This is a genomic window from Thermostichus sp. MS-CIW-23, assembly GCF_054059455.1.
The window spans coordinates 68,402-90,080 of the sequence record NZ_JBSSCC010000006.1 but is presented as its reverse complement, the minus strand read 5'-3'; the positions used below and the strand labels follow the sequence as shown (position 1 = coordinate 90,080).

Annotated in this window: 25 protein-coding genes and 2 pseudogenes; 9 read left to right on the top strand and 18 right to left on the bottom strand. The window is 57.6% G+C overall.

The annotated features are described in order from the left end of the window. Positions 1–21: 21 nt before the first annotated feature. The 4 genes from ACVW0B_RS03940 to ACVW0B_RS03925 all read right to left on the bottom strand — a co-directional run bounded on the left by ACVW0B_RS03940 (position 22) and on the right by ACVW0B_RS03925 (position 3,944). Positions 22–459, bottom strand: coding sequence for a peroxiredoxin (locus ACVW0B_RS03940; RefSeq protein ID WP_457490995.1), 438 nt, complete (start codon positions 457–459; stop codon positions 22–24). Positions 460–529: 70 nt separating this feature from the next. Further along, the gene (locus tag ACVW0B_RS03935; protein WP_011432688.1) at positions 530–1,147 is read right to left on the bottom strand and encodes an HD domain-containing protein; all 618 of its coding nucleotides are present in this window, start codon (positions 1,145–1,147) and stop codon (positions 530–532) included. Between the two features lie 229 nt (positions 1,148–1,376). Further along, entirely contained in the window at positions 1,377–2,513 is a 1,137-nt protein-coding gene (locus ACVW0B_RS03930) for a LabA-like NYN domain-containing protein (RefSeq protein ID WP_457490994.1), read from the bottom strand. 318 nt (positions 2,514–2,831) lie between these two features. After that, complete coding sequence (locus ACVW0B_RS03925) at positions 2,832–3,944, bottom strand: dockerin type I domain-containing protein (protein WP_457490993.1); 1,113 nt, start codon at positions 3,942–3,944, stop codon at positions 2,832–2,834. Between the two features lie 165 nt (positions 3,945–4,109). Between ACVW0B_RS03925 and ACVW0B_RS03920 the strand changes: the two genes are divergently transcribed. Next, positions 4,110–4,472, top strand: a complete 363-nt coding sequence (locus tag ACVW0B_RS03920) for a hypothetical protein (protein WP_414344659.1) — start codon at positions 4,110–4,112, stop codon at positions 4,470–4,472. Between the two features lie 24 nt (positions 4,473–4,496). After that, complete coding sequence (gene rpmB / locus ACVW0B_RS03915; RefSeq protein WP_414373986.1) at positions 4,497–4,733, top strand: 50S ribosomal protein L28; 237 nt, start codon at positions 4,497–4,499, stop codon at positions 4,731–4,733. 39 nt (positions 4,734–4,772) lie between these two features. Here rpmB and ACVW0B_RS03910 read toward each other — a convergent pair whose 3' ends face one another. After that, positions 4,773–5,501, bottom strand: coding sequence for a pentapeptide repeat-containing protein (locus tag ACVW0B_RS03910; RefSeq protein ID WP_457490992.1), 729 nt, complete (start codon positions 5,499–5,501; stop codon positions 4,773–4,775). A 252-nt stretch (positions 5,502–5,753) separates the two neighbouring features. On the opposite strand from ACVW0B_RS03910, the gene gshB reads away from it, so the two are divergent. Beyond that, positions 5,754–6,701 (top strand): glutathione synthase, encoded by a 948-nt coding sequence (gene gshB, locus ACVW0B_RS03905; protein WP_457490991.1) that lies wholly within the window; start codon positions 5,754–5,756, stop codon positions 6,699–6,701. A 398-nt stretch (positions 6,702–7,099) separates the two neighbouring features. Here gshB and ACVW0B_RS03900 read toward each other — a convergent pair whose 3' ends face one another. The 3 genes from ACVW0B_RS03900 to ACVW0B_RS03890 all read right to left on the bottom strand — a co-directional run bounded on the left by ACVW0B_RS03900 (position 7,100) and on the right by ACVW0B_RS03890 (position 9,240). Continuing rightward, positions 7,100–7,720, bottom strand: coding sequence for a biotin transporter BioY (locus tag ACVW0B_RS03900; protein ID WP_457490990.1), 621 nt, complete (start codon positions 7,718–7,720; stop codon positions 7,100–7,102). 464 nt (positions 7,721–8,184) lie between these two features. Then, entirely contained in the window at positions 8,185–8,667 is a 483-nt protein-coding gene (locus ACVW0B_RS03895) for an ABA4-like family protein (RefSeq protein WP_457384842.1), read from the bottom strand. Positions 8,668–8,805: 138 nt separating this feature from the next. Next, on the bottom strand, positions 8,806–9,240 hold the full coding sequence (locus tag ACVW0B_RS03890) for a hypothetical protein (RefSeq protein ID WP_457416265.1): 435 nt from the start codon (positions 9,238–9,240) through the stop codon (positions 8,806–8,808). Positions 9,241–9,388: 148 nt separating this feature from the next. Here ACVW0B_RS03890 and ACVW0B_RS03885 point away from each other — a divergent pair, with 148 nt between their 5' ends. Then, on the top strand, positions 9,389–9,652 hold the full coding sequence (locus ACVW0B_RS03885; protein WP_011432677.1) for a sulfiredoxin: 264 nt from the start codon (positions 9,389–9,391) through the stop codon (positions 9,650–9,652). Here ACVW0B_RS03885 and ACVW0B_RS03880 read toward each other — a convergent pair. The 4 genes from ACVW0B_RS03880 to ACVW0B_RS03865 all read right to left on the bottom strand — a co-directional run bounded on the left by ACVW0B_RS03880 (position 9,638) and on the right by ACVW0B_RS03865 (position 12,913). Continuing rightward, the gene (locus ACVW0B_RS03880) at positions 9,638–10,327 is read right to left on the bottom strand and encodes a response regulator transcription factor (protein WP_414389514.1); all 690 of its coding nucleotides are present in this window, start codon (positions 10,325–10,327) and stop codon (positions 9,638–9,640) included. The genes ACVW0B_RS03885 and ACVW0B_RS03880 overlap by 15 nt on opposite strands. A gap of 159 nt (positions 10,328–10,486) precedes the next feature. Continuing rightward, positions 10,487–11,275: an ABC transporter permease gene (locus ACVW0B_RS03875; protein WP_457490989.1), complete on the bottom strand. Its 789-nt coding sequence runs from the start codon at positions 11,273–11,275 to the stop codon at positions 10,487–10,489. Next, positions 11,272–12,054 (bottom strand): uroporphyrinogen-III C-methyltransferase, encoded by a 783-nt coding sequence (gene cobA / locus ACVW0B_RS03870; protein ID WP_457490988.1) that lies wholly within the window; start codon positions 12,052–12,054, stop codon positions 11,272–11,274. Before cobA ends, ACVW0B_RS03875 begins: the two co-directional genes overlap by 4 nt. 64 nt (positions 12,055–12,118) lie before the next feature. Beyond that, positions 12,119–12,913 (bottom strand): sirohydrochlorin chelatase, encoded by a 795-nt coding sequence (locus ACVW0B_RS03865; protein ID WP_457490987.1) that lies wholly within the window; start codon positions 12,911–12,913, stop codon positions 12,119–12,121. Between the two features lie 142 nt (positions 12,914–13,055). Between ACVW0B_RS03865 and ACVW0B_RS03860 the strand changes: the two genes are divergently transcribed. The 5 genes and pseudogenes from ACVW0B_RS03860 to ACVW0B_RS03840 all read left to right on the top strand — a co-directional run bounded on the left by ACVW0B_RS03860 (position 13,056) and on the right by ACVW0B_RS03840 (position 17,032). After that, the gene (locus tag ACVW0B_RS03860) at positions 13,056–14,009 is read left to right on the top strand and encodes an asparaginase (RefSeq protein ID WP_457490986.1); all 954 of its coding nucleotides are present in this window, start codon (positions 13,056–13,058) and stop codon (positions 14,007–14,009) included. A 574-nt stretch (positions 14,010–14,583) separates the two neighbouring features. Then, entirely contained in the window at positions 14,584–14,853 is a 270-nt protein-coding gene (locus tag ACVW0B_RS03855; RefSeq protein WP_238376915.1) for a hypothetical protein, read from the top strand. Beyond that, positions 14,850–15,800, top strand: a complete 951-nt coding sequence (locus ACVW0B_RS03850; protein WP_457490985.1) for a hypothetical protein — start codon at positions 14,850–14,852, stop codon at positions 15,798–15,800. The genes ACVW0B_RS03855 and ACVW0B_RS03850 overlap by 4 nt, the downstream gene beginning before the upstream one ends. Further along, positions 15,773–16,060 (top strand): annotated as a pseudogene (locus ACVW0B_RS03845) (BREX system ATP-binding domain-containing protein); the annotation flags it as partial. The gene ACVW0B_RS03850 and the pseudogene ACVW0B_RS03845, both read left to right, overlap by 28 nt. Positions 16,061–16,147: 87 nt before the next feature. Next, positions 16,148–17,032, top strand: a complete 885-nt coding sequence (locus ACVW0B_RS03840; protein WP_457491006.1) for a hypothetical protein — start codon at positions 16,148–16,150, stop codon at positions 17,030–17,032. Between the two features lie 33 nt (positions 17,033–17,065). Here the strand turns inward: ACVW0B_RS03840 and ACVW0B_RS03835 are convergent, their stop codons facing one another. From ACVW0B_RS03835 to ACVW0B_RS03810, 6 genes and pseudogenes are all read right to left on the bottom strand, one after another. After that, entirely contained in the window at positions 17,066–17,746 is a 681-nt protein-coding gene (locus ACVW0B_RS03835; protein ID WP_414408053.1) for a DUF3318 domain-containing protein, read from the bottom strand. 592 nt (positions 17,747–18,338) lie between these two features. Beyond that, positions 18,339–19,097, bottom strand: a complete 759-nt coding sequence (locus ACVW0B_RS03830; RefSeq protein WP_457490984.1) for a hypothetical protein — start codon at positions 19,095–19,097, stop codon at positions 18,339–18,341. 66 nt (positions 19,098–19,163) lie between these two features. Further along, positions 19,164–19,703 (bottom strand): 5-(carboxyamino)imidazole ribonucleotide mutase, encoded by a 540-nt coding sequence (gene purE / locus ACVW0B_RS03825; RefSeq protein ID WP_414384463.1) that lies wholly within the window; start codon positions 19,701–19,703, stop codon positions 19,164–19,166. Between the two features lie 14 nt (positions 19,704–19,717). Next, the gene (locus ACVW0B_RS03820; RefSeq protein ID WP_457411255.1) at positions 19,718–20,809 is read right to left on the bottom strand and encodes an L-threonylcarbamoyladenylate synthase; all 1,092 of its coding nucleotides are present in this window, start codon (positions 20,807–20,809) and stop codon (positions 19,718–19,720) included. Positions 20,810–20,833: 24 nt separating this feature from the next. Further along, entirely contained in the window at positions 20,834–21,238 is a 405-nt protein-coding gene (locus tag ACVW0B_RS03815; protein WP_457388213.1) for a YihY/virulence factor BrkB family protein, read from the bottom strand. Then, a pseudogene (locus tag ACVW0B_RS03810) lies at positions 21,235–21,660 on the bottom strand (YihY/virulence factor BrkB family protein). Before ACVW0B_RS03810 ends, ACVW0B_RS03815 begins: the two are co-directional and overlap by 4 nt. Positions 21,661–21,679 lie beyond the last annotated feature (19 nt).

Below are 21,679 nucleotides of genomic sequence, written 5' to 3'. Positions count from 1 at the left end.
TACTGAAAAGAGGCAGCGTTTCTACAAACCCAAATCCGCCAAAATATCGCGGGCATGGGTTTCGGTATTGATGTTCTGGTAGACTTTGGCAATTTTGCCCTCGCCATCAATGACGTAGGTCACCCGCTTGGCATAGCCGCCCCCATCCACATCGTAGGCGCGGGTAATCACCCCACTGCTATCCACCAGTAGGGGGAAAGGCAAGTTGTACTTTTCGGTGAACTTTTGGTGAGAAGCTTGGTCGTCCATGCTCACCCCCAGCACCACCACGTCCTTGCTTTGGTAGTCGGCGTAGGCGTCGCGGAATCCACAGGCTTCTTTGGTACAGCCAGGGGTGTCGTCTTTGGGGTAAAAATAGAGGACAACGGTTTTGCCGGCAAAATCAGCCAGCGAAACCTGGTTGCCTTGGGTGTCAGTGGTGTTGAACCCAGGAGCAGGGGTGCCAACAGTGAGAACCATAGGTGCGTGACCCAAAAAGTGTGATGAATAGGGCTGCCCTCAGCATTTTCTTCAGCCCTGCTTGTCTCTGTCAAGGCATTACCGCTCCAGCTTGGCATTGCAACTCAGCCACCAGCTCTTGAAGCTCCGCCGATAGATTGCCGGGCAGCCGTCGCCTCAGAATCTCTGCCAACGATCGATAATACCACAGGGATCCCTCTTTTCCGGCGGAAAACCGCTGCCAGAGTTCATCCCCCAGTTGGCGAAAATCCCGCAAGATGCAGCGGGCGTTGTGCAGCTTGTCAGAGGCGGCCACCAACAAAACCGAGGCATTTGCCGTTTCCAGGTGCTTCAGGTAGGCGGTTTTGCGCTCTTTCCAGTTTTCTTTGGGCTCGCCTCGGGAGCCATCGCTTTCGGTATCCGTACATCCCAGGATGATCTGCAGCACCCGTTCTCCAAAGTGCTCCCGGATCTGTTGCTCAATCTGGGCCCGGGGCTCGCCTGTGTTGTGGGGGCCGTCCTCTAGGCTGTCGTGGAGCAGAGCGGCAATCGCTTCATCTTCATCCGCCCCATGCTCCAGGGCGATGGCTGCTACGGCCAACAGATGGCTGAGGTAAGGGATCCCGGTTCCCTTGCGGGTCTGAGAAGCATGCCAGCGATGGGCATAGTGCATTGCCTGCACAAACCGCTGTGTAAGTTGCGTTGACATCTGGACTCTCCAATTGGGGTTAAGTTGACTGCTGGGGCAAGGTTGATCCAAGCGAGTCTCAGGCGTTGAGACTGCAAATCAGAAAATGGGATGAGCACTTCTGATCACTTTAAACAAGGTTAAGACGCTGTGCCGCCTACCCTCACCCCCAGCCCCTCTCCCTGCCTTGGGAGAGGGGAGTCAGGGATCGATGTAACTGTGCTGAGTAACTGTGCTGAGATGGCAAGGTTTAGCCGGTGGCCGGAGTCTGTTTTGCAGGCAGCGGCACCAGCGTTCCTGTCCCCTGCCAAGCGCACAAATCCACGAACTGGTCGGCTATCCGAATTAACTCCGAGTTCGTGTCCGGCCTGTAGGCGGCTACCTCCAGCCGGCAGCCTTGGCGGCGGATATGCTCGAGGGCCGGCACAAAATCTCCATCCCCGCTCAGCAGCAGCATCGTCTCGTAGCGGGAGCACATCGCCATCATATCCACAATCAGCTTCCCATCCAGGTTGGCTTTGCGGCTGCCGTCGGCGTGGATCACCACCGGCTTGGTGACCACCCGATAGCCCTGTTTTCTCAACTCCTGCAGAAAGCGATGCTGAGCTAGGTTGCGGGGATCCACCCCACTGTAGACATGCACTTCCATTTCGGATCTGCCCTGGGCCAGCCAGCTGAGCAGACTGGGATAGTCGAGATGGGATCCCCACTGCTGGGCGCTGGCGTGGAGATTGGCCGCGTCGATGAACACCCCCAGGGCTTTGCGGGGAAAAGCAGGGTTCGGCTGGGATGCCACCAGCTGCTGCAGGTGTTGGAGTTGCGCCTGCACCAACTCCAGTTGCTCCAAAGTCACTTGGGGCTGGGATACCGGCAGAGCATTCAACCGCAGCTCCACGGCTTTTAACCGCTGCTGGATTTGCTGGATGGCCTGGGTGATGGGGGCCAGCTGTTGCCGCACGGACAGATGAGACGTGGGCCGAGCTTCGAGGGCGTCGATCCGCCCTTGTAATGTTTCCAGTTGGGCCGCCGTCTGCTGCTGCTGTACCCAGATGGGCTCCAAAACCTTTACTTTCTGCTCGAGCTCTTGAATGGCTTCAGCCGGGGAAGCCAAGGTCTGCTGCAGAAGGGACGGTTCAGCAGTGAGCCGAGCGTCCAGCACCTCGAAACGCGCTTGCAGGGTCTCCAGTTGGGTTGCTGTCTGTTGCTGCTGTGTCCAGGTCTGTTCCAGAACTTGGCCAAGCTGTTCTTCGCGGCGGCGGATGGCAGGGTAGGCTGCTGCCAAAGGTAAGAGCCCCCAGATCACTTGGCGGGTCACCAGGGCCGTCACCCCCAGGGCCAGGGATCCCGTCCACAGCCAGGTTAAGGGGAAGGCAGAAGCCCTATTCATACTCATACTCATAGTCAGCTCTCCTCAGTTTGGGTTATCGATCTGCTCGGTTGCCAGGATTTCACCTCACTCACATGGGCCACCTCAGGGATCCCTCTCGAAGATCGAGATGCCCAGAACTCCCAGAGGCATCGAAGAGGAGCAATTCAGCAACTGCAGTATGCCGGCTGTTGGAAGGGGGAGCTTCCAATCGTTGGACACACCCATTCCCCTTGGTATCAAACGGATCGGTTATCGAAAGCGGGCTTAAACTTGTTCCTCTTAGCCGACGGGCTCCGTGCTCAGCTTTGAGGGGCAGGAACCTCCGACGGAGCAAGCTCAGTTGGGGATCTCGATGGTTACATTGGCCAACTGCACATCGTCATGATCCACCCAGGCTCCACCGTGCCGGATGACTGTATCACCTCCCAGCGGCACCGAGATGTGCAGGGATCCCCCGAAAAGGGGAATGCTGATCGGCACTTGGGGACCACGGGTGACCAGGGGGGGCTGAATCAGGGTTTTGCCAGTGCGCAGGGTAACAGTGTTCAGGCCCAGGCGCAGAGGTTGCAGCGGCAGGGGAATCTGTAGGTTATCTCCCCCCAGGTGAATCTGTTCGACTTCCACTCCGTTCAGGATGACCTGCATGGGAGACATGTTGGCACTGGGGATCCGGGATTGACCGGCCCGATAGGCGGCAGCTGTATCCAACCCAATCAGGGATCCAATCCGCAAAACCGGTGGGCGCGAAGGCAGGCGTTGCAAAGTGAAAGAGCGGGTCATCTCCACCCCTTGGGCAGGGCCCAAAAATTGCCCGGCGGCAGCCGATTCCGGTGAGTACTGGTTATCCCCCAGGCGGATGACATTCGCCTCCAGTACCAAAGTTGTGTTGGGATCCCAGCGCTCCAACTGCAGTTGCCAAGGCCGATCCCCGCTGGCTTGACCGTTGCCTGTACTTTGGGAATAGGGCAAGTAATTTTCCAGCCGCGCCACCAAAATTTCTTCTGCCGGCAGCGGCCCTGGCAGGCGAAACCGACCCTGGGCATCGGTGCGCACCGAAATACCCGCCCCCGGAATGGCCACCTCCGCCCCGGCCAAGGGCTGCCCTGTCAGCCGATCCACCACCTGTCCCGAATAGGCGGAATCCAACTGCACCTGTCCTGTGGGCACATCCGTTGCTGCCTGAATGCGCTGCTGCAACACTTGCCAGTCGGCTTCTGTGATCCGTCCATCCTGGTCGACATCGGCAGCTCGGATCTGGTCGTCGGTCAATCCCCGTTCTCCCCGCAAGTAGGCCCCCAACAGGTTGAGATCCTGCACCGTCAAACGGCCATCCCCATCCAGGTCGCCCGCCTGAAAGGGCTGCGCGTGGGCAAAAGACACGCCTATCCAACCCAGGCCCAGGGATCCCAGTAGCAAGAGAGAATGAGCCAAACAGGAGACCCTAAACATGGCAACTCTCCTGGGAGTTGTTCATGTTCTAACGTAATTCACCTCCTCGCAGCAGGGCTAACCGAGCCGGTGTAGAGTACTCTTGAGCGCAATTCTGCCGGTTCGCCTTTGGCTGCAGGAGCCGAAAACTTGATGGTAGGATAACCGTGGTGACTTGCTTGTCCTATGGCTCGATACTCCTGCGTTACCCAGCTTGTGGGCTCAGCCGAGCAGCTCAGCGAGTCGATCCGCGCTGTTTTGGAGCGCTGCCAACTCAATATCCTCCACAACAGCCTTGATTATTGGGTGGCCGGCGAGCCTCCCGGAAAAAATCCCCACACCAAACTGGTGACGGTGGAAGTGTTTGTGGATCGCACCCGTCAGGCTGCCGACGGCTCTGTACAGGTGACCTGCATTGCCAAAAATGAAGAGCTGCCCCTAAAAAGCGTTAACCACTGCCAACAAACCTTTGACCGACTGAAGGCAGAGCTAGCCCAGTTGCAAAGTCAACTTCAGCTTGCTGCCCAACAAAAAGATGCCTTACGATAGCTAGGCTGAGTTTGCTTTGATCCCATGGCGCGTCGCTGCCAACTAACCAACAAGAAACGCAACAACGCTTTTGCCATCTCCCACTCCCACCGGCGCACCAAGCGTCTGCAGGAAGTCAATTTGCAGTGGAAGCGCATCTGGTGGGAAGAGGGTAAGCGGTTTGTTCGTCTGCGCCTTTCCACCAAGGCCCTGAAGACCCTCAAGGCCAAAGGGATAGGAGCCATGGCCCGGGAAGCTGGGATCGACCTCAGCCGGTTTTGAGCTTTCTCCTCAGCCCAGTTGTGTCTGACAGCTCCAACCTCACAGCAAGCCAAAAAGCTTACGCGACTTGGGCTGCAAACCCGCCAGCAAGGTGTTGAGGGTATCCCGTTGGGTAAGCTCGTTGGTGCCGCTGGCCCGCTCAATCAAGAGCTTGCGCATTTCGTCGGAGAGTTTGGCATCGGTAAAATCGGCTCCACTGAAGAGCGTATCTTCAATCTGAGCATCCTGTAGGTTGGCCCCCACCAAAATGGCCTGTTCCAGGTTGGCAAACTGAAGCTGGCAACTCACCAAGGCGGCCTGGGAGAGGTTGCAGCGAGATAGGTTAGCCTGGCGGAAGTCGGCGGCAAAGAAGTTCCCCTCCACTAGGTTGGCAGCCACCAAGCTGGCTTCGCGAAAGATGGCATGGCTGAAACGGCCCCCCTGAAAGCTGCTTTTGTCCAGTTTGGCGGCGGTAAAGTTGCTGTAGTCCCCCAGAGCCTGGCTAAAGCTGGATCCCCGTAGATCTGAGGCGGTAAAATTGGCCCGCTCTAGCTCAGCGCGGCGAAAGTTGCACAGACGTAGGTCGGCTTGCTGCAGGCTGATCGAGCGCAGGTTAGCCCGCGTCAAATTGGATTTGGGCATCTGAATGCGGTCGAACAGGCCCCGCGAGAGATAGGCATTCTCCAGGTTGGCACCCACCAGGGAGCGCCCCTCACGCAAGGCTTCCAGCAAGTCCCGCGTGGTTTCAATGCGAACCGGATTCGAGGGTTGAGAAGGGGGAGCACTCACGGATGGAGCATTCCTCACAGTTAGGCCAGAAACCCGGCCAACCCAGCCGTAAACTGGGGGCCAACAGGGATCCCACCTATCAAGCTAACGTTTGCGCCGCCTGCCGAGGTTAAGAGGATGTTAAAAAGACAACCCTGCATCGAGCTTTCCAGAGGGGGCCTTCTCTTGTGGAAACAGCCTACCGGGGGAGAGCCATCGGCTCCGATTTGTTGCATACTCGGGGCAGCCTTTCGTGAGTGAACCGCACCTCCCATGCAGGTAGCTTTCATTGTTGACCCGTTGCCCCAGTTGCAGGTGAGCCACGATACCAGCGTTGCCCTAATGGAAGCCCTGCAGAAACGGGGGCACCGCATTTTCTGCCTGGGCCTGGCGGATCTCTACTGGGATCAAGGGGAAACTTGGGGATCCCTTGAGGAAATCCGGTTGGATCTGCAAGCGGATCCCTGGTATGAGGTCAAAGACCAAAAACTGCTGCCCCTGAGCCAAATGCAGGCGGTGTGGATGCGCAAGGATCCGCCGGTAGATGCGGCCTATCTCTATGCCACTTACCTTTTGGATCGTCTCTCTCCCAGCCGCACACTGGTGCTCAATCATCCTGCCGGGATCCGCTCGGCCAACGAAAAGCTCTATGCCCTGCAATTCCAAGAGTGGATCCCGCGCACCCGCGTCAGCAGCAACAAGCGTCTGCTGCGTCAGTTTGTTGAACAGGAAGGACAGGCGGTGCTCAAGCCCTTGGGTGGCAAAGGTGGGGAAGGGATCCTGAGGGTCAATGCCGGGGATCCAAACCTCAACTCGTTGATTGAAATGAGCACCCAATTTGGTCGGCTGCCCGTGATGGTGCAAGAGTATTTGCCACAGGCGGCGGCAGGAGATAAACGCATTTTGTTGCTGGAAGGAGAACCTTTGGGCGCCGTCAATCGGATCCCTGGAGAGGGCGATTTTCGGGGCAATGTTGCTGCCGGCGGTCGAGTGGAAAAAACCAAGATTACCGAAAAAGAACGGGCTCTCTGCGGGGCTTTGGCACCGGTGCTCAGGCAGGAGAAGCTGTATTTTGTCGGGATTGATGTTATCGGGGAACGACTAACCGAAGTGAACGTGACCAGCCCAACAATGCTGCGAGAACTCTGTCAGTTGGAAGGAGTTGACCTGGCAGATCAAGTGGCTCAGTGGCTGGAAAAGAAGGTGCCCGTCAAGGGCTGAATGACTACCCACCAGGATGTTTCTGGGATCCGGCGCGTCTGTTGCCTGACGGGGTTCCCGTCTATTTAGGGAGTCTATAGAGATCAAATTATAGCTTGGAATGACCATAGTAGGTTGAGTTCAACTTTTTCCGGTCGGCAGATAGAAAATAAAAAGCCCCACAAGGGGGCTCTGCCGCGACCAGTCAGCGACTTATAAAACTCTAGAGCAATATAAAGAAAAGCTCCATGAATAGGCCGTATTGAACATCGCATTGAGCACAGTTTTTAGAATCTCAGAAAAAAGGCCAAATCCTCGGAGCTGTTATCTTTTTTTTAGATTTTCCGACCCGAGGCTAATCCCAGGCCCCTTCTGCTTTGCCGGAGCGGTCTTTAGAGTTGCTGCTCTTGCCCAGTGGGCTAGGAGTCTGCCGGTGGCCTTTCCCGACCCACCCGGCGCCAGATGGTGGGCAGCAGCACTGCCGCCAGTCCGCACTTCACCAAGTCTCCTGGGATAAAAGGGAAGACCCCTTTGTTGAGGACGGCCAAGATCGAGGTGGGCTCAACATTCTGGTTCAGCCACACCCCCAGCCAAGTGGCTCCCAGCAAAAAAATCAGAGCTGAGCAGGATAACATCGCCAGCGCCATCTTCCAGGGGTTGCGATCCACGCCCCAGCGCTCCACCAACCAGCCCATCAGCCCTGCAGCCAGGGGAAAAGCCAACAGGTAGCCCCCCGTCGCCCCGGCCAAGTGGCCAAGCCCGGATCTGCCACCGCTGAAGAAGGGCAATCCCAGGATCCCTTCCAGCAGGTACACCAGCAACGTGAGAAAGCCCAGCCGTGCCCCAAAGCCTGCCCCCACCAGCATTACTCCAAAGGTTTGTCCGGTAATCGGTACCGGCGTGAAGGGCAGAGGGATCCGCACCTGAGCCAGGGCAGCTACGAACAAACTTCCCCCCAAAATCAGCAGGAGATCCCGAGTTCGGGAAGGGCGAGGCAGAACAGTTTGCGCCAAGGGTGTGTGAACAAAGGTAGCAGTCATGAGAGGTTTGCACTCCTGTTTACCCGAAGACTGAGCTTAAGGCCCCGTCCCATCGCTGCGCGGAAGCAAGCCAGTAGGGCGGGGAGTATGTCAGGGTTTCAGAATACAAGAATTCGGTTACCGAAAAACTGGGTTTGAAGCCCCGCCCTTTAAAGCGGCTTTGTGCTACGCTGCCTGCAGTGCCAGGGTAGTCAGCCGCTCTCGCCCACAGCAGCACAGGGCGCATTGTTCGCGTAAACGGGCTGTAGGCCCTAAACCCGACAGCCTGACGGTTGGATCCGACCTCAGTGGGTTTTGTGGTTGTTGTTTACAACGGCACCTAAAGGCACTCGGGAACCACCCTGTGTGCTGGCGAGTACGTAGCGCTGGGGAGCTGCGTGGCAGCAACGTTGAGGTCGAGGATGATCCCACGCTGCTCATTTTGCACCCTGTGCATCGGAAAGAGCCATAAAGCCAAGCAGGGGCTAGATGGATTCTTGCGGCACTTCTGAGCCTTTTTCAGGTTGAGCAACACTGGGCCGGTTCTGGCGAGTTGCTTGTACAATCGCCACCGTAAGCAAATGGGAGAGCAGACCCACAGGCCCGGCAAACAAGCACAAAATCAGAGAATGGGTTGTCCATACTCGCTTATCCCACCCTTCCAAAAAGATCCAGCGGCCCACAAACAAATCCATGACGATGTAGTGGACCCATCCCGTCGCCATAACGGCGGGTTGACTGAATAGGTCGGTTAGGCTGGTCAGAGACAGTTGAGGGTTGGAAAATTCCTTGAGAACATCGGCATTAAACCCGGTGACCAAAAGATACAAATAAACCGCCGCCAGAAGAGCGATGGGCAAAAGCGATTCCATCACTTTGCGGGTTACCTTCCAACCCGGCAGCAGAATCATCAAGGCCCAAAAGGGCAGAGCAAACCAGTTGGCCCCGTTAAAGATCATCTCCAGCATGCTTGGAACCCCCAACGCTACCTGTCCATTATCGGCCCAATGCCCCCTGGGGATCCCTGCAGTAGCGGGTGGAAATGGATGGGAGTTATTCCTAACTTGCCCTGAAGTTTTTTTCTGGAGCCAGAGGGATCCCGGTCGCTATTCCGGTTGGCGGAGCCTAGCAGTCGCAATGGAGCTGACCGCACGGCCACTGTCGGTGGTGGCAGCAATGCAGGAAATCCGGGATCCAGTGTCGGTCATGGCCCAGAAGCTGCTGATGCTTTTGGCTGTAGAGGTGGGTTGAGCCGGGCCGATGGGGGATTCTACTGCCACAGAGTCTGGGGATTTCTCCTGAGAAGGGAGCAACACCACAGGTTCCTCACCCCGTTGAGCTACTGCAACTTTTGGGGCGGGATGTTCTGGTGTGGGCTCAGGGGCTTCTTCTTTGCGGGCGGCCTCTGCAGCAGGGACATTCCGGGGAGAGGGCTGCTGAACCAGCCTCTTGTCAAGGGGTGGTCGTGGCGCGGCAGCGGGGGGTGCAGGGGGGGCTTGGCCGGCGATCTTTCCCCATAAGGCTTTGAGGAGTTGCCACATGGCTGGGTTAACTTCTGAGCGATAGAGCAGTGAGGAATGGTGTTATCCTGCCATGCTCTGGCCTGAGAATCCATCCCCTCTGCCAGTCTTGATAGAGCAAAGTCATAACGAGTATGATTAAGTAGCTTGCTTAGGGAGAAAGTTCAACATGGCGCAGATTCGCGAGATTCCCCTTGCCCAAATTCGCCGCCCTTTGCCGCGGCAAACGGATCCGGATAAGGTGCAGGCGCTGATGGCTTCCATTGAAGCAGTCGGCCTACAGGAGCCCATTGAGGTTTTGGAAGTGGAAGGGGAGTACTACGGGTTCTCCGGCTGCCATCGCTACGAGGCATTTGTCCGCTTGGGCAAGGAGCGGATCCCCTGCCGGGTGCGAAAAGCGCCACGTGCTGTTTTGAGGCTACACCTGGCCTGAAAGGGATCCCTTCTGGCCCGGCTCCTCTTCGGCGGTGTAGCCCCGTTCGTAGGCAAAACGCACCAGTTGCGAGCGATTTTCCAAAGAAAGCTTGCTGAGAATGTTGGTCAGGTGAGTTTGCACGGTGCGCGGGCTGATGAACAGCTTCTCGCCGATTTGCTTGTTGGTGAAGCCGCGAATGACTTCCCGAAAGACCCGCTCCTCAGCAGGGGTCAGGGGCAATTCGGGTGGAGTGGGTCGGGGGGCCGCTTCCGGTTTTGGCTGGGACTGCTGTTGGATCAGCCGCAGAATTTCCGATTGGGTGCGGCGGGAGCGTTCAATCTGGGCCTCGATTTTGGCCACCAGTTCCAGGGGTTCAAAGGGCTTGATGATGTAGTCATCCGCCCCCCGCTCGTAGCCCTGAACTCGGTCATCGATCTCTCCCCGCGAAGAGAGAAAAATGAAGGGGACGAGCTCGCCGCCGCGCTGTTGGCGCAGCTGTCGGCAAAACTCGAAGCCGTCCATTTCCGGCATCACCACATCTGAAACCACCACATCCGGCTGCTCTTGGGCAAACAGACGCAACCCTTCTACACCCGAAGCGCCTGTACAAACCCGATAGCCATGCTGAGTCAGGTGGCGGCTCAGCACCTTCAGGGAGAGGGGATCGTCATCTACGACCAGTACACGCTTCATGAGGACTCGAGGAGGCTGTTAGGGAAAAGGGTAAAGCGCTATTCACCTGTTATCTGTCGCTATTTTAGGGAGACGGACAGGATTCGTCATTTGGCTGGGGTGCCTTGACCCATAATAGTGGTTTCAAGGGTGGCCTGGTTGAAAGCTGAACCTGGCCCTCTAAGCTCCCATTCCCGAGTACTGTTGCAAGCCTTTGCGCCACAACCAGCGGTTAGCCAGCCAAAGCAGGCCCGTCCAGGCCAGGCCCATGCCAAAGCCGCCCAGAATATCCACCGGGATCCCTGCCCAGAGGCTGGCGGGAAAATGCACCAGGTAGGGGAAGGGTGTCCAGGCCAAGACCTGGCGCACGGGGGGTGGGAACACCTCAAGAGGAGCAATCACCCCCGAGAAAAACAAGTACATCAAAAAATGGAACTGCTCCAAGGCCGTCACCCGCTCCACCCAAAAGGCCAGCAGCGCCAAGGTGTACTGCATGAGAAAGCGCAGGGCAAAAGCCAGGAGAATGGCCAGGGATCCCAGCCCCACCTGTGCCCAAGAGGGGATCCAAAAGGCACGGGGGTAGAGGACGAAGAAAAGGGCGATTAAAACCAGGGTAAAGGGGAGACGGGCCAAGCGCTCCATCAGGTGGCTGGCCACATGGTGCCAAGCGGGATCCAGAGGCTGCAACAGGAGGGGAGATAATCTGCCTTCGACCACCTCTCGCTCAAAGTCCCAGATGACCCAGACGATGGTGAACTGGCGCACCAGGAACACCGCCAGAAAGTAGCGGATGAACTCCAGAGCAGACAGCGAGAAGTCTCCTGAGCGGGCTGCCTCGCCCCACACCCCCATCATGATCAGGGGCAGGGATCCGGCCAACACCCACAGGATCAGCTCGGCCCGGTACTCCAGCATGTAGGCGTAGTAGGCGGAGAAGAGGGCACCCAACTTGCGAAAGAAGGCGTTCATGGAGATTCCGGTTGCGCAAGCGCTGCGGAGCAATACGAGACTGGCGGACGCAAAGTGGGCAACAAGCTGGCCAGGCTGACCACCGCTCCCACCACGACAATCGAGGGCGGTGCTACGGGTGAGGGCTGTCCAACCAGAGTCTCCAGACGGAGCAGATGAATCTCTTGCTCAGGGGTGGTGCCCCAGCGGATCAGGGCAACCGGGGTATCGGGAGCTTTCCCTCCGGCCAACAATTCGGCGGCAATGTGGCTGAGGTTGTGCATGCCCATGTAGATCACCAGGGTTTCCACCGCCCCGGCCAAAGCCCGCCAATTGACCTGAGGGCGGTATTTCCCTGCCGCCTCATGTCCGGTAACAAAAGCAACTGAGGAGCTGAGGTCGCGATGGGTGAGAGGGATCCCGGCATAGGCGCTGGCGGCAATGCCCGCCGTAATTCCCGGCACCACCTCCACTGGGATCCCGGCCTGCACCAGAGCCAACATCTCCTCGCCGCCTCGCCCAAAGATGAAGGGATCCCCCCCTTTGAGCCGCACCACCACGGCTGCCGTCCGAGCTTTCTCCATCAGCAAGGCTGTGATCTGCTCCTGGGGCAAGGTGTGAGCGCCGCAGTGTTTGCCAGCATAGATCCGTTCTGCCGTCGGCGGGATCAGCTCCAGGATGGAGGATCCCACCAGAGCATCGTAGATGACCACATCCGCGTGGGCGAGTAGCGCCTTTCCCTTCACCGTCAGCAGCCCTGGATCCCCAGGCCCTGCCCCCACCAAATACACTTTGCCCATCTCAAGTCCTGGTCGCGTCATTGCTGTTGGAAATATCCATTTTGAGGGAACGGGAAAGATTCGGCTATTCCAGCGCCGGGCTAAAAGCCTGGAGTGTCTCCACAATGGCCTGCATCAGTTGAGGATCCCGCCAGAGGGGCGGCTCCACCTGGATTTGGAGCAGAGGCCATTCCCGCTGTAATCGCTGAGCCTGTTCTTGTAGGGCGCGCAGCAGACCGCCTGGAAAGAGAAAAAACGGCAGCACCCGTAGACGGCACTGGCTAAGGCGCAAGCAATGGATCACGACCGCTTCTAAGGTGGGGGACTGGGCAGCAAAAGCCACATGCAAGGGGATCTCGGGCAAGCGCCGTTGCACAGTTTGGATCCCTGCTTGGAGCTGGGCGGCAAACCCCGGCAGACGGCTGCCATGGCCAAGCACAATCCAGGCATCTGCCCGTTCGCCGGATTGCCCGAGCGTTGCAGAGCAAGAGGGCTGTGGAGCCAGAATGCGAGCCACCAACAGATCCAGGAGGGCCGGGTGCTGGCCAATGGGGGGTGTTAACCGGATGGGCAGGCGCGGCCAGCGAGCTTGAACCTGCTTCACCGCAGCCGGTAAATCCTCTTCCACATGGGATCCCTCGCCCATAAACAGCGACAGCAGCACCACTTGATCGGGAGATCGGCCTGCGCCCAGCCAAGCTGCCAGCCGTCCTTGAATCTGTTCGGCCAGAGTGAGAGGCTGACCTTCCAACTGGGCCAGCTCCACCGGCTGGGGAGCCAGCTGCTGCTGCACCCGGGCCAACAAATCTGCCAAAGCCTGCTGATAATCGGGATCCCGGCTGCCGTGACAGACCAAAAACACCAGGGGATTGGAGGACATGGCAGAGGTCAGGGATCCGAGCGGAAGGGTTCCATTTTGCTACTTTAGGGGATCCCGCCAACTTCTCGCGTAGGATCTGCGCGTATGATTTGAAGAGTACACACCCTCTTTCCCAGCTTCGTCAGCCCTTTCCCAGGTTTTCATGTCATTTGAGAATCGTTCCACCGCCCCTGAACTCTTAATCCATGTCTTGCGGGAGGGGTTGACCGAATCTATCCATCATTGCCAAGCTGTCGTGGCCGATAGCCGCGGGCGTTCTCTGGCCATGGCCGGCAACAGCACCACCCCTGTTTTTGCCCGTTCTGCCCTCAAACCTTTCCAAGCACTGGCCATGCTCTCCACCGGCATCCGCGAGCGCTACCGCCTCAGCGAGAAAGATATTGCCATCATGTGCGGATCCCATCAGGGCACCACGGCTCATGCGCGGCAGGTGTTCAGTATACTGTGGCGGGCCGATCTGTCTCCCGATTTGCTGGTCTGCCCCACCCCACCCGGCAAGCCCAGCCCCCTGTGCCACAACTGCTCCGGCAAACATGCCGGCATGCTCGTGGCCAGCCGCGCCCAGAACTGGACTTTGCAGGACTACGCCCAGCGGCAACACCCCGTCCAGGCCCTGGTGCGGGCCAAGTTGGCCGACTTGTTGCAAATGCCCTCAGAAGAGTTTTTGTTTGCTCGTGACGACTGTGGCGTGCCCACCTACCAGCTACAACTCAACCACCTGGCTTCCCTATATGCCCAACTGACCGCCGGCGAGCGGCCGGACTTGGAGGCCATCGCCCGCGCCATGACCCACCACCCCGAAATGGTGGCTGGTGAGGGATGTTTCGACACCGAATTGATGCGGGCCACCCAGGGAGAGTTGGTCAGCAAGTCCGGCGCCGAAGGGATCCAGTGCATCGGGCGCGTCGGAGAGGGGATGGGCCTGGCCATCAAGGTACAAGACGGGGCCGCGCGGGCCAAATATGCCCTGGCCCTGCACCTGCTGCAGCGTATGGGCTGGATTCAGCCTGCTGCTGCCGAAATGTTAGGGGAGCGCTTCCTCTCCATTGGCCCTTACACCCGCCTTGAGGTGGAAGGGGAACTGCGTATGCCTTGAAGAGCCGGAGGTGGGAAGGCCTTGCACCCAAACTCTTGGTGATGCTAGTTTTCTAGAAGAAAAGGCCCAAAAACTAATGATTGAAGCCCTCTTCAAGACTCTTGACGACGAGCTAGGCAAGCTATTTGCCCTGACTAAGAAAGCAAAGGAGACCGCAGGGAAAGCCCAAGTCGCTTGTAAAGGAGGGCAAGTTCCAGCCCTGAGCCGCCAGCTACAAGGCTGTAGCTCTGTCCTCAGCGAGGCTCTTTCCCAGGTGGAGACGGTAAGACAAGCCCTTGAACAAACCCAGCAGGTTTTGGAGAGAACTTCTCTTGAAGAACTTGCTAGCGAGGTAGGGGAACGAGTCGGCCAGCCTTGGCTGCCTACGGAAAGCCCCCATGTCTTTGTAGCTTTCCCCGCCTTAGTGCGCTTTTCCAGGGAGGGAGTGCGCATAGATCGCAAGCTTCTACGCTCTCAACGGCCCAGTGCCATTGCAGAGAAGATTCTCCGAGCAAGAATGACCAAAGGGAAAGAAACTAATCCAGAGGTAGTTCTTGAACGCATCTGGAAAGCGGCAAAAATTGCAGCGGGTTACTTGAGAAAGTCAAGCGCAGAGCTGCCTCGTTCTCTTCAAGTACCTGCTCGCGATGTCTTCGAGGTGCTCCACCTCAACAACCCAGACTACACCGAAGTGGAGTTTACGCGGCATCTTTACCTCTTGGATCGAAATGGCACCAACCATGTGGAGGGCTACCGCTTGATCTTCTCCGCGTCTACAGGCACGCGCTCGGGTCGCTACTACCGCATTCGAGACGAAGCTGGGGTGGAGCACGCCTACTATCTTTTGGAGTTTGAGAAGCTATGAGCAAAGAGGGCCAGGGTCGGCTAGAGCCTGATTTGTGGCTGCGCTGTCTGGAAGAAGACTACTTGCGTTCTTTTATCCCTGAAGGTGGTGCCACTGTCAAGCTGGCCGTTGTTCCGAAAGATTCCTACTCTTGGGTGCGGAAAGCGCTGCTGGAAAAGCTTAACCAGTATTCCTTTCATATTTTTGATTTGACAGAGGAGTGCTTAAAGCTGCATTCAGTCGAACAGCTTTGGTTTGCCCTTGCTCAGAGAGTAGATTGGGAGACTTTTGCCAAAGATCTGCGCTTCAACATTCTCCAAAAAATTGGATACCCTCCCAGGCTAGATCTGCAGGACTGCACTTTAGAGCAGTTGGCCGAATTCTATCAGATTGAAGCCCGTGAGATCAAACTAGAGTTTCAGCGGGAAATTAAGAGAGGTATTTTTCTGGATTACTCACTAGCCCTTGACTTTCGCAAAGCCATAGTCCGACTTGTCTACGAACCCCTTCAAAGCCCAGGCACTCTGGAAGGTCTATGCTCTGCAATTCAAGAGTGGCTTAAAGGTACGCTGAGCTCTATCAGCCGGGTGCGTGAAGCGGCTATTTTTCGAAAGATTGACAGGACAAATGCTCGAGAGATTCTACTTTCTTTCTTAAGACTATTTACACGACGATCCGGCTTAGTAGCAGTCCTTGTCAGCTTGCTTCACTACTACGAGCGGACCCCCAGTGGACGCCCTAACTTTACCAGTCGACAAATCCTTGAGCTCTACGAGACTTTGCGTGAGTTTATCGATGCGGAGAGTGAACTAGAAAAAACTGTGTTAATTTTCTTAGCTCCTCCAGAGTTTATTGAATCTGAGCGTCTGTCTTATCATAGATATCGAGCTTTGCAAACTCGAATTGAGAATGAGGTTTCTTCTCTTCAAAAGCCTAATCCATGCACAGCTATGGTGCAGCTTCTATGAATGTAGCGATTGCAGCTAGGCGGGCCATTGAAGCCCTACGAAATGGCGTTCCTAACCGGTTCGCAGTTGCAGAACTTGGCTCTTGGCAGTATCAGATTGAGGAGCGTTTTCAAGAGCTGTGCAAGGGTGCTAGTTCAGGCCCTGCAGGAATGCTGATAAAGGGGGATTTTGGGACAGGCAAGTCCCATCTTCTACTAACCCTGCAGGAGCGAGCAAGGAAGAATAATTTTGCCACCTCCCTAGTTGTCGTCTCCAAAGAGTTGCCCCTCGGTAACCCCAATCGCCTGATTCCCCGCCTCCTTGCCCAGGTCGAGCTCCCTGACATGGTTGAGCGTGGGATCCAAGGCATGGCAGCCCGGCTACAGGACTCCTCGCCTTCTTTCCAGAAGTTCCAGCTTTGGGTTAACCAGTGGCAGTTTGGGTCAGACTGGTGGCCGGCCACCTTGGCTCTGTACCAAAGGTTAGGAGGCGATGACGAGAAGCTAGACGCCATTGTCCGCTTTTGGGCTGGTGAGCCCACTCTGAAGTCCTCAGAGGTAAGGCGAAGCCTACGGGATCACGGCTTGGCAGGTGCTTATCCCATTGGCAAGCTACCCCCTGCAGAAAGCCTACACTGGCAGCGCCTGGCCTTCTGTGCCCAGCTATGTCGGGCCATAGGGTTTGGGGGCTTGGTGGTTTTGGTGGATGAGATTGAGCTTATTGCCCAGTACAGTCTTCTTCAGCGGGTCAAGTCGTACCGCGTTCTTGGGCACTTGTTTGGTACAACAACCCTGCCTGAAGAAATAAAGAAAGCTCCGCTGGTTTTCGTAGGAGCAGTAACCCGCGATTTCGAGAGGGTCATTCTACAAGAAAAAGGAGATTGGGAGAAAGCACCTAAGATAGCTCTCCAGAAGCACATGTCTGAGGAAGTCGTAAAGGCCGGCATGGAGGCTATTAGCCAAGCTACCCCTCTCTGTTCCTGCTTAGAAGCCCGCGAGGCCATTCAATCCATGTGGCATAGGGTAGCGGATCTCTACCAGAAAGCTTATCCCGATTGGGTACGCCCATCGCTGCCACAGCTTCCTGAGCTCTACAGCACAACCACTGTGCGGTCAATTATTCGCCGCTGGATTACGGAGTGGGATGTGCGTCGGTATTACAGCCCCGATACAGAAATTGTGATTGTAGAAGATGAGGCGATCAAGTCTACCCCAACTGAGGAGCTTCCAGAGTTGGAAGAGGACGAAGAATAAGCCCAGTCAATCCCTAACTAGCTTTGAGAGGCCTCAGCGCTGGAAGGGGTTTTGGTAAGGATTGGGGTTGGAGCTCTGGCCTTTGTTGCGGTACTTGGGGTTGATGGTTAGAGTGCCGGATCCCAAACCCCGCTGCGCCAAGAACTCCAGGTTGCGGCGGCGCATGGTGGTGTCGTAGTCGTTCTTGACGCGATCTTCGAGGATGGCCACCTGCTGCAGCGCGCTCAGCAAGATAGCAGCAGCTTGCTCGGAGGTGTAGCCATTCTGGGAGGCATAGCGCACGGCAAACTCGTCGGCTGCTACCTGGGCCTTCTGGCCCTTCTCCGCTTTGCGCAACAGAAACACCGCTGACGCGGCCAAGCCTGCTGCTAAGCCAACGCCGAGGTTATCTCCCATCTGCAGCTCTACCAAAATGCCCATGCTGCCGGCCCCGATCAAGGCGGGATACAGCAACAACGCCGACCAGTTATCCCCCAAAGCCAGCTCTGTGGCCATCACCGCTTCTCGCAAGAAGTAGATCTTCTGCTGGTCAGGGCTCAGCTTCTGCCAACGGCTGAGGTCAATGGCAAAGCGAGAGTATTTCTGCCAGGGGAAGCGCCACAGCGGCTGCACAATCCGAGACTGGTCAGGGGTGCCGATCTCGATCTGCACTTCAGGGCGGATCTCCACTGGGAGAAACTGGATCAGGCGGTCAAAGTCGGAAATGGTATACATGCTGGCACAGTGCGGCTAAGGGAGCGGCTGGAGAGGATTACCCATAGTAAGGGATTCTAGCCTTCCTTGCAGGCCAGCTCCAAGCAAGCTTTTTGCAATAGGGCTGGCGGCAGAGCATGCCTCTAACCCCCAAAACCCTGAACTTTGCTGAATTTACTGAGCTTTAGGCGGTTTGGCAAAAGTCATTGAGAGGGATATAGTAGACCAAGTTTCCCCCTGATCCTTGAGTCCACCGCAACGGTTGCCGGGAAGTGAAGGGGGAAAGCGCTCGGGGGGTATTCCTCAGGGCTTTGCGGGATACCGCCTTCCTGCTCAGAGATACGCAGGATGCGATCGCTTCTTTCCTGAACCATGTTCAGGAGAGTTCAGCGTGAATGTATCAGGGACAAGCCTGAGCCTAGATGGAAAGGGGGTATGCCGCGTAACATACTCCCGACCCTGTAGCTAGCTTCCCGCAGGGTTGCTACGCATACAGCGCGGGGCTTCTCGGCGGTTTAGCTAAACCTGAGGTGAGCAATCTATTTGGCGGATTGCCCAAGGGACTGAATTTATCATCCCAGTCAAACCCTTGAGGACCAAGACAGCCGTTATCTTAGTTTGAAGAGGGATCCCTGCTGGAGTGTTTGAGATTGATCAAATCGTTGAGGCGGCGCAGGATCCCCCATCCCTGTAGGGCCTCCAGCAGGGCTTCCCGCACAACCGCTACCGTCTCTTGGTCGAGGGCCAACCGCAGATAATCCACCGCCAGCCGGGTTTGCTCGGGATCCAGGTGGGACATTAAGCTCTGCAAGCGGCGAACGCCCGCCAGCCGTCGGAAGGGATCGGGAGAAGCAATGTCGCTGAGGTCGCGCTCCAATTGAGACCGTTGCCGCTCTTGTCGGCCCCTGAGCCACTCCCCAAACAGCAGCGACAACAAGGCTAGAGTGGCCAATCCCTGTAGAATGGCACCGGTGGCCAGCCAGCGTTGGGTGGATTCTGCCCAGATGGAGATGAGGGTGTAGGTGCCCAAGGTGGCGGCTGCTCCCGAACCAATTGCCAGCAAAAGCCAGCGATCCGCCTGCCGAAACCAAGCTTGCCACTCCTGCCAGCGGCGGTTGAACTCAGGGCTGCGCACCCCCTGTAGCCCCAACATCACCAAGGTGCCCACCCCCAGAGAGAGCGCCAGCCGCCCATTCCAGAAGGCCAGCCCTGCCAACGCCAAGGCCGACAGAGCCAAAACCCGCCACTGTGGCCCCGATAGGATCCACAGAGCAACTTGGGATCCCGTCTCCACTGCCCCACGCCCCACCCGCTGCAGATATTCTGGCCAGGATCCCTGGCCGGAAGAAGGGCGACCCGATTGATGCTTCACCGATGGCAACTCCCAAAACTCGGCCCTATCTGGCCCTTTGCAAGCGGCAAGATAGATCAACGCTCCTTAAATTATGCTCTTATGCTTTATAGAGTCGAGGTAGGCTTTCCACCCTTGGGTTTGCAACTGGTCGTTTTTCTCCTGCACCGCCTGTTTTAGGCTTTCCCGATAGGCGATCACCCGCCGGAGCAGATCGGGATCCCCACTGGCTAGGATCTGCACCGCCAACAGACCCGCGTTGTAGCCGTTGCCAATGGCCACCGTGGCCACCGGGATCCCTTTGGGCATTTGCACAATCGAGTATAAGGAGTCGATCCCCTGCAGGGATGGGCTGAGCACCGGCACCCCGATCACCGGCAGAGGGGTGAGGGACGCCACCATCCCCGGCAAATGGGCTGCTCCCCCTGCCCCGGCAATGATGACGCGGATCCCTTGGGTATGGGCGCAGCGGGCAAACTCTACCATCGCCTCGGGAGTGCGATGGGCGCTGAGGATCTGCAATTGGTAAGGGATCCCAAACTCCTCACACACCTGGGCGGCAGGTGCAAGGGTGGGCAAATCGGAATCGCTACCCATTACGATGGCAACGAGGGGGGAGAGTTCCATATCGCTAAGCGACGCTAACGCGAAAGGCTGCTGGCCCGGCGTAGCCGATCCATCATCGCATAGCCCAACCCCGTCGAGATGGGTGGGGGCTCTGCCAGCAGGAGCGTAGCATCTCCCTCATCCAGTCGGCGCAGGCTGGCAAAGAGGGCGCGGGCGGCTGCCTTGGGATCCGAACCCAAACACTCCAAACTGAAAGTGATCCCCGGCCAATGGCGGGAGAGGGTGTTCAGCAGAGCCTGCGGATCCGTGGCAAAGCTGAGGATGCCCAGGTGGGAATGACCGGTTGTCAGGTGCTGCACCTGTTGCCAATCGCCGGGCTGAAGCTGGGCAAAAGGGGTGGGCAAAAGCCGGAGGGGCTTACTGGGGGCATAGTGGCTGCTCAGTCGTCCCGGCGCTTCTGGCGGGCCCGTTGTGCCATCCTTGGGGGCCTGTTCTGGGGGCAACCGGATGGGCAACCCCAGGTGGGCCTCCAGGGCTTCCAGTGGGATCCCTCCTGGGCGCAGCAGCGTTGGGATCCCTTCGGGGCTGAGCTTTAGCACGGTGGACTCCAGGCCCACAGCACACTCTCCCCCATCCAAGATGTAAGGGATCCGCCCTCCCAACTCTGCATAGACGGCCTGGGCTGAGGTGGGGCTGATGCGGCCAAAGCGATTGGCACTGGGGGCAGCCAGAGGGGTTTGCACCGCCTGCAACAAAGCTTGAGCCACCGGGTGAGCAGGCACCCGCAGGGCAACAGTAGGCAACCCGCTGCTCACCAGATCCGGCACGGTGGGACACTTGGGCAGCACCAAGGTTAGGGGCCCCGGCCAGAAGGTGTCGATCAGGGATCCCAGCAGAGCACGGGCGGCGGGAGTAAAAGCCGACACATCCACCAGCCACCCCTGCAGCTGCTCTAGGGTCACCCCAGCCGGCAGATGCAGGATCAGGGGATCGAAGCGGGGGCGCTCCTTGGCGGCAAAAATGTTTGCCACTGCCTGCTCATCCAAGCCATTGCCCGCCAGGCCGTAAACCGTCTCCGTGGGGATGGCCACCAACTGGCCCTGCAGCAAGGCCGCAGCCGCTACGGCAATGTGCTCAGGAGTGGGCGAAAGAATTTCCGTCTGCATCCATAACTCGGATTTGGGGTGGGGCTAGGGATCCCGTTCTGCAATCCATTTTTGCGCCTGGTAGAGGGCGATGTTGATTTGATCCCCAAACAGCAGCGCCAAGGAAGTGAGCCAAACCCAGAGCAGCAGCACAATAACTGCCCCCACCGCCCCGTAGACTTGGTTGAACTGCCCAAAGTGCTCCACGTAAATCCGCAGCCCCCAAGACACCCCAACCCACAGTAGGCTGGCCACGATGGCTCCCGGCCAAATCGGCATTTGGGGTCGGCGCAGGCTGGGGCCAAATCGATACAGCACCCAGCAGGAGAAGACGACCAGCCCCAAGGAAATTGGCCAAGTGAGGATCCCCCACAAGTTCAACCCCAGCTCTCGCAAGGGATCCAACTGAGTCGGCCCGCCAACCTCCTGGGCTAAGGATCTCGCTTTCATGGCCAAGAAGCGCAAAAGCTGGCACTGAACAAAAAGATCAAGCTGGCCAGTCCGGTCAACCCCAGGGTGGCGAGCATCCAAACCAGCGAGATCAGCTTGCGTCTCCAGAAGGGACGGCGCCTATCTTGAGGGATCTCATGGCTGAGATCCAAAGCTGTCATCACCGCCCCCATGGCTCCAGAAGCAGCCCACAGGGTGCCCAAAAAGCTGAGGGACAACAGCCCCCGTTCGCGTCAGCGGTGCGGATCACTTTTTTGCCCGAAGCGGAGCTCGCGCACATACCGATCCAAAAGCGCCAGAGCCTCATGGGGAGCAATTTGGCTCAACTGCTCCATCAAGCGCTCGAAGGCTTGCTCAGAGGAGCCGACAAACAGCCCAACCCCGGTCAGGAGCGTGAGGATGAAGGGGAACAGCGCCAACATCGAGCTATAGGCCATTTCA

Bases quoted from the DNA above. Each gene is read 5' to 3' on its own strand.
- ACVW0B_RS03930 (WP_457490994.1), bottom strand. From the start codon at position 2,513: ATGAATAGGGCTTCTGCCTTCCCCTTAACCTGGCTGTGGACGGGATCC.
- ACVW0B_RS03840 (WP_457491006.1), top strand. From the start codon at position 16,148: ATGGCAGCCCGGCTACAGGACTCCTCGCCTTCTTTCCAGAAGTTCCAG.
- ACVW0B_RS03875 (WP_457490989.1), bottom strand. From the start codon at position 11,275: ATGAACGCCTTCTTTCGCAAGTTGGGTGCCCTCTTCTCCGCCTACTAC.
- purE (WP_414384463.1), bottom strand. From the start codon at position 19,703: ATGGAACTCTCCCCCCTCGTTGCCATCGTAATGGGTAGCGATTCCGAT.
- ACVW0B_RS03865 (WP_457490987.1), bottom strand. From the start codon at position 12,913: ATGTCCTCCAATCCCCTGGTGTTTTTGGTCTGTCACGGCAGCCGGGAT.
- ACVW0B_RS03935 (WP_011432688.1), bottom strand. From the start codon at position 1,147: ATGTCAACGCAACTTACACAGCGGTTTGTGCAGGCAATGCACTATGCC.
- ACVW0B_RS03835 (WP_414408053.1), bottom strand. From the start codon at position 17,746: ATGTATACCATTTCCGACTTTGACCGCCTGATCCAGTTTCTCCCAGTG.
- ACVW0B_RS03890 (WP_457416265.1), bottom strand. From the start codon at position 9,240: ATGTGGCAACTCCTCAAAGCCTTATGGGGAAAGATCGCCGGCCAAGCC.
- rpmB (WP_414373986.1), top strand. From the start codon at position 4,497: ATGGCGCGTCGCTGCCAACTAACCAACAAGAAACGCAACAACGCTTTT.
- gshB (WP_457490991.1), top strand. From the start codon at position 5,754: ATGCAGGTAGCTTTCATTGTTGACCCGTTGCCCCAGTTGCAGGTGAGC.
- ACVW0B_RS03885 (WP_011432677.1), top strand. From the start codon at position 9,389: ATGGCGCAGATTCGCGAGATTCCCCTTGCCCAAATTCGCCGCCCTTTG.
- ACVW0B_RS03850 (WP_457490985.1), top strand. From the start codon at position 14,850: ATGAGCAAAGAGGGCCAGGGTCGGCTAGAGCCTGATTTGTGGCTGCGC.
- ACVW0B_RS03900 (WP_457490990.1), bottom strand. From the start codon at position 7,720: ATGACTGCTACCTTTGTTCACACACCCTTGGCGCAAACTGTTCTGCCT.
- cobA (WP_457490988.1), bottom strand. From the start codon at position 12,054: ATGGGCAAAGTGTATTTGGTGGGGGCAGGGCCTGGGGATCCAGGGCTG.
- ACVW0B_RS03860 (WP_457490986.1), top strand. From the start codon at position 13,056: ATGTCATTTGAGAATCGTTCCACCGCCCCTGAACTCTTAATCCATGTC.
- ACVW0B_RS03895 (WP_457384842.1), bottom strand. From the start codon at position 8,667: ATGCTGGAGATGATCTTTAACGGGGCCAACTGGTTTGCTCTGCCCTTT.
- ACVW0B_RS03880 (WP_414389514.1), bottom strand. From the start codon at position 10,327: ATGAAGCGTGTACTGGTCGTAGATGACGATCCCCTCTCCCTGAAGGTG.
- ACVW0B_RS03815 (WP_457388213.1), bottom strand. From the start codon at position 21,238: ATGAAAGCGAGATCCTTAGCCCAGGAGGTTGGCGGGCCGACTCAGTTG.
- ACVW0B_RS03940 (WP_457490995.1), bottom strand. From the start codon at position 459: ATGGTTCTCACTGTTGGCACCCCTGCTCCTGGGTTCAACACCACTGAC.
- ACVW0B_RS03925 (WP_457490993.1), bottom strand. From the start codon at position 3,944: ATGTTTAGGGTCTCCTGTTTGGCTCATTCTCTCTTGCTACTGGGATCC.
- ACVW0B_RS03820 (WP_457411255.1), bottom strand. From the start codon at position 20,809: ATGCAGACGGAAATTCTTTCGCCCACTCCTGAGCACATTGCCGTAGCG.
- ACVW0B_RS03920 (WP_414344659.1), top strand. From the start codon at position 4,110: ATGGCTCGATACTCCTGCGTTACCCAGCTTGTGGGCTCAGCCGAGCAG.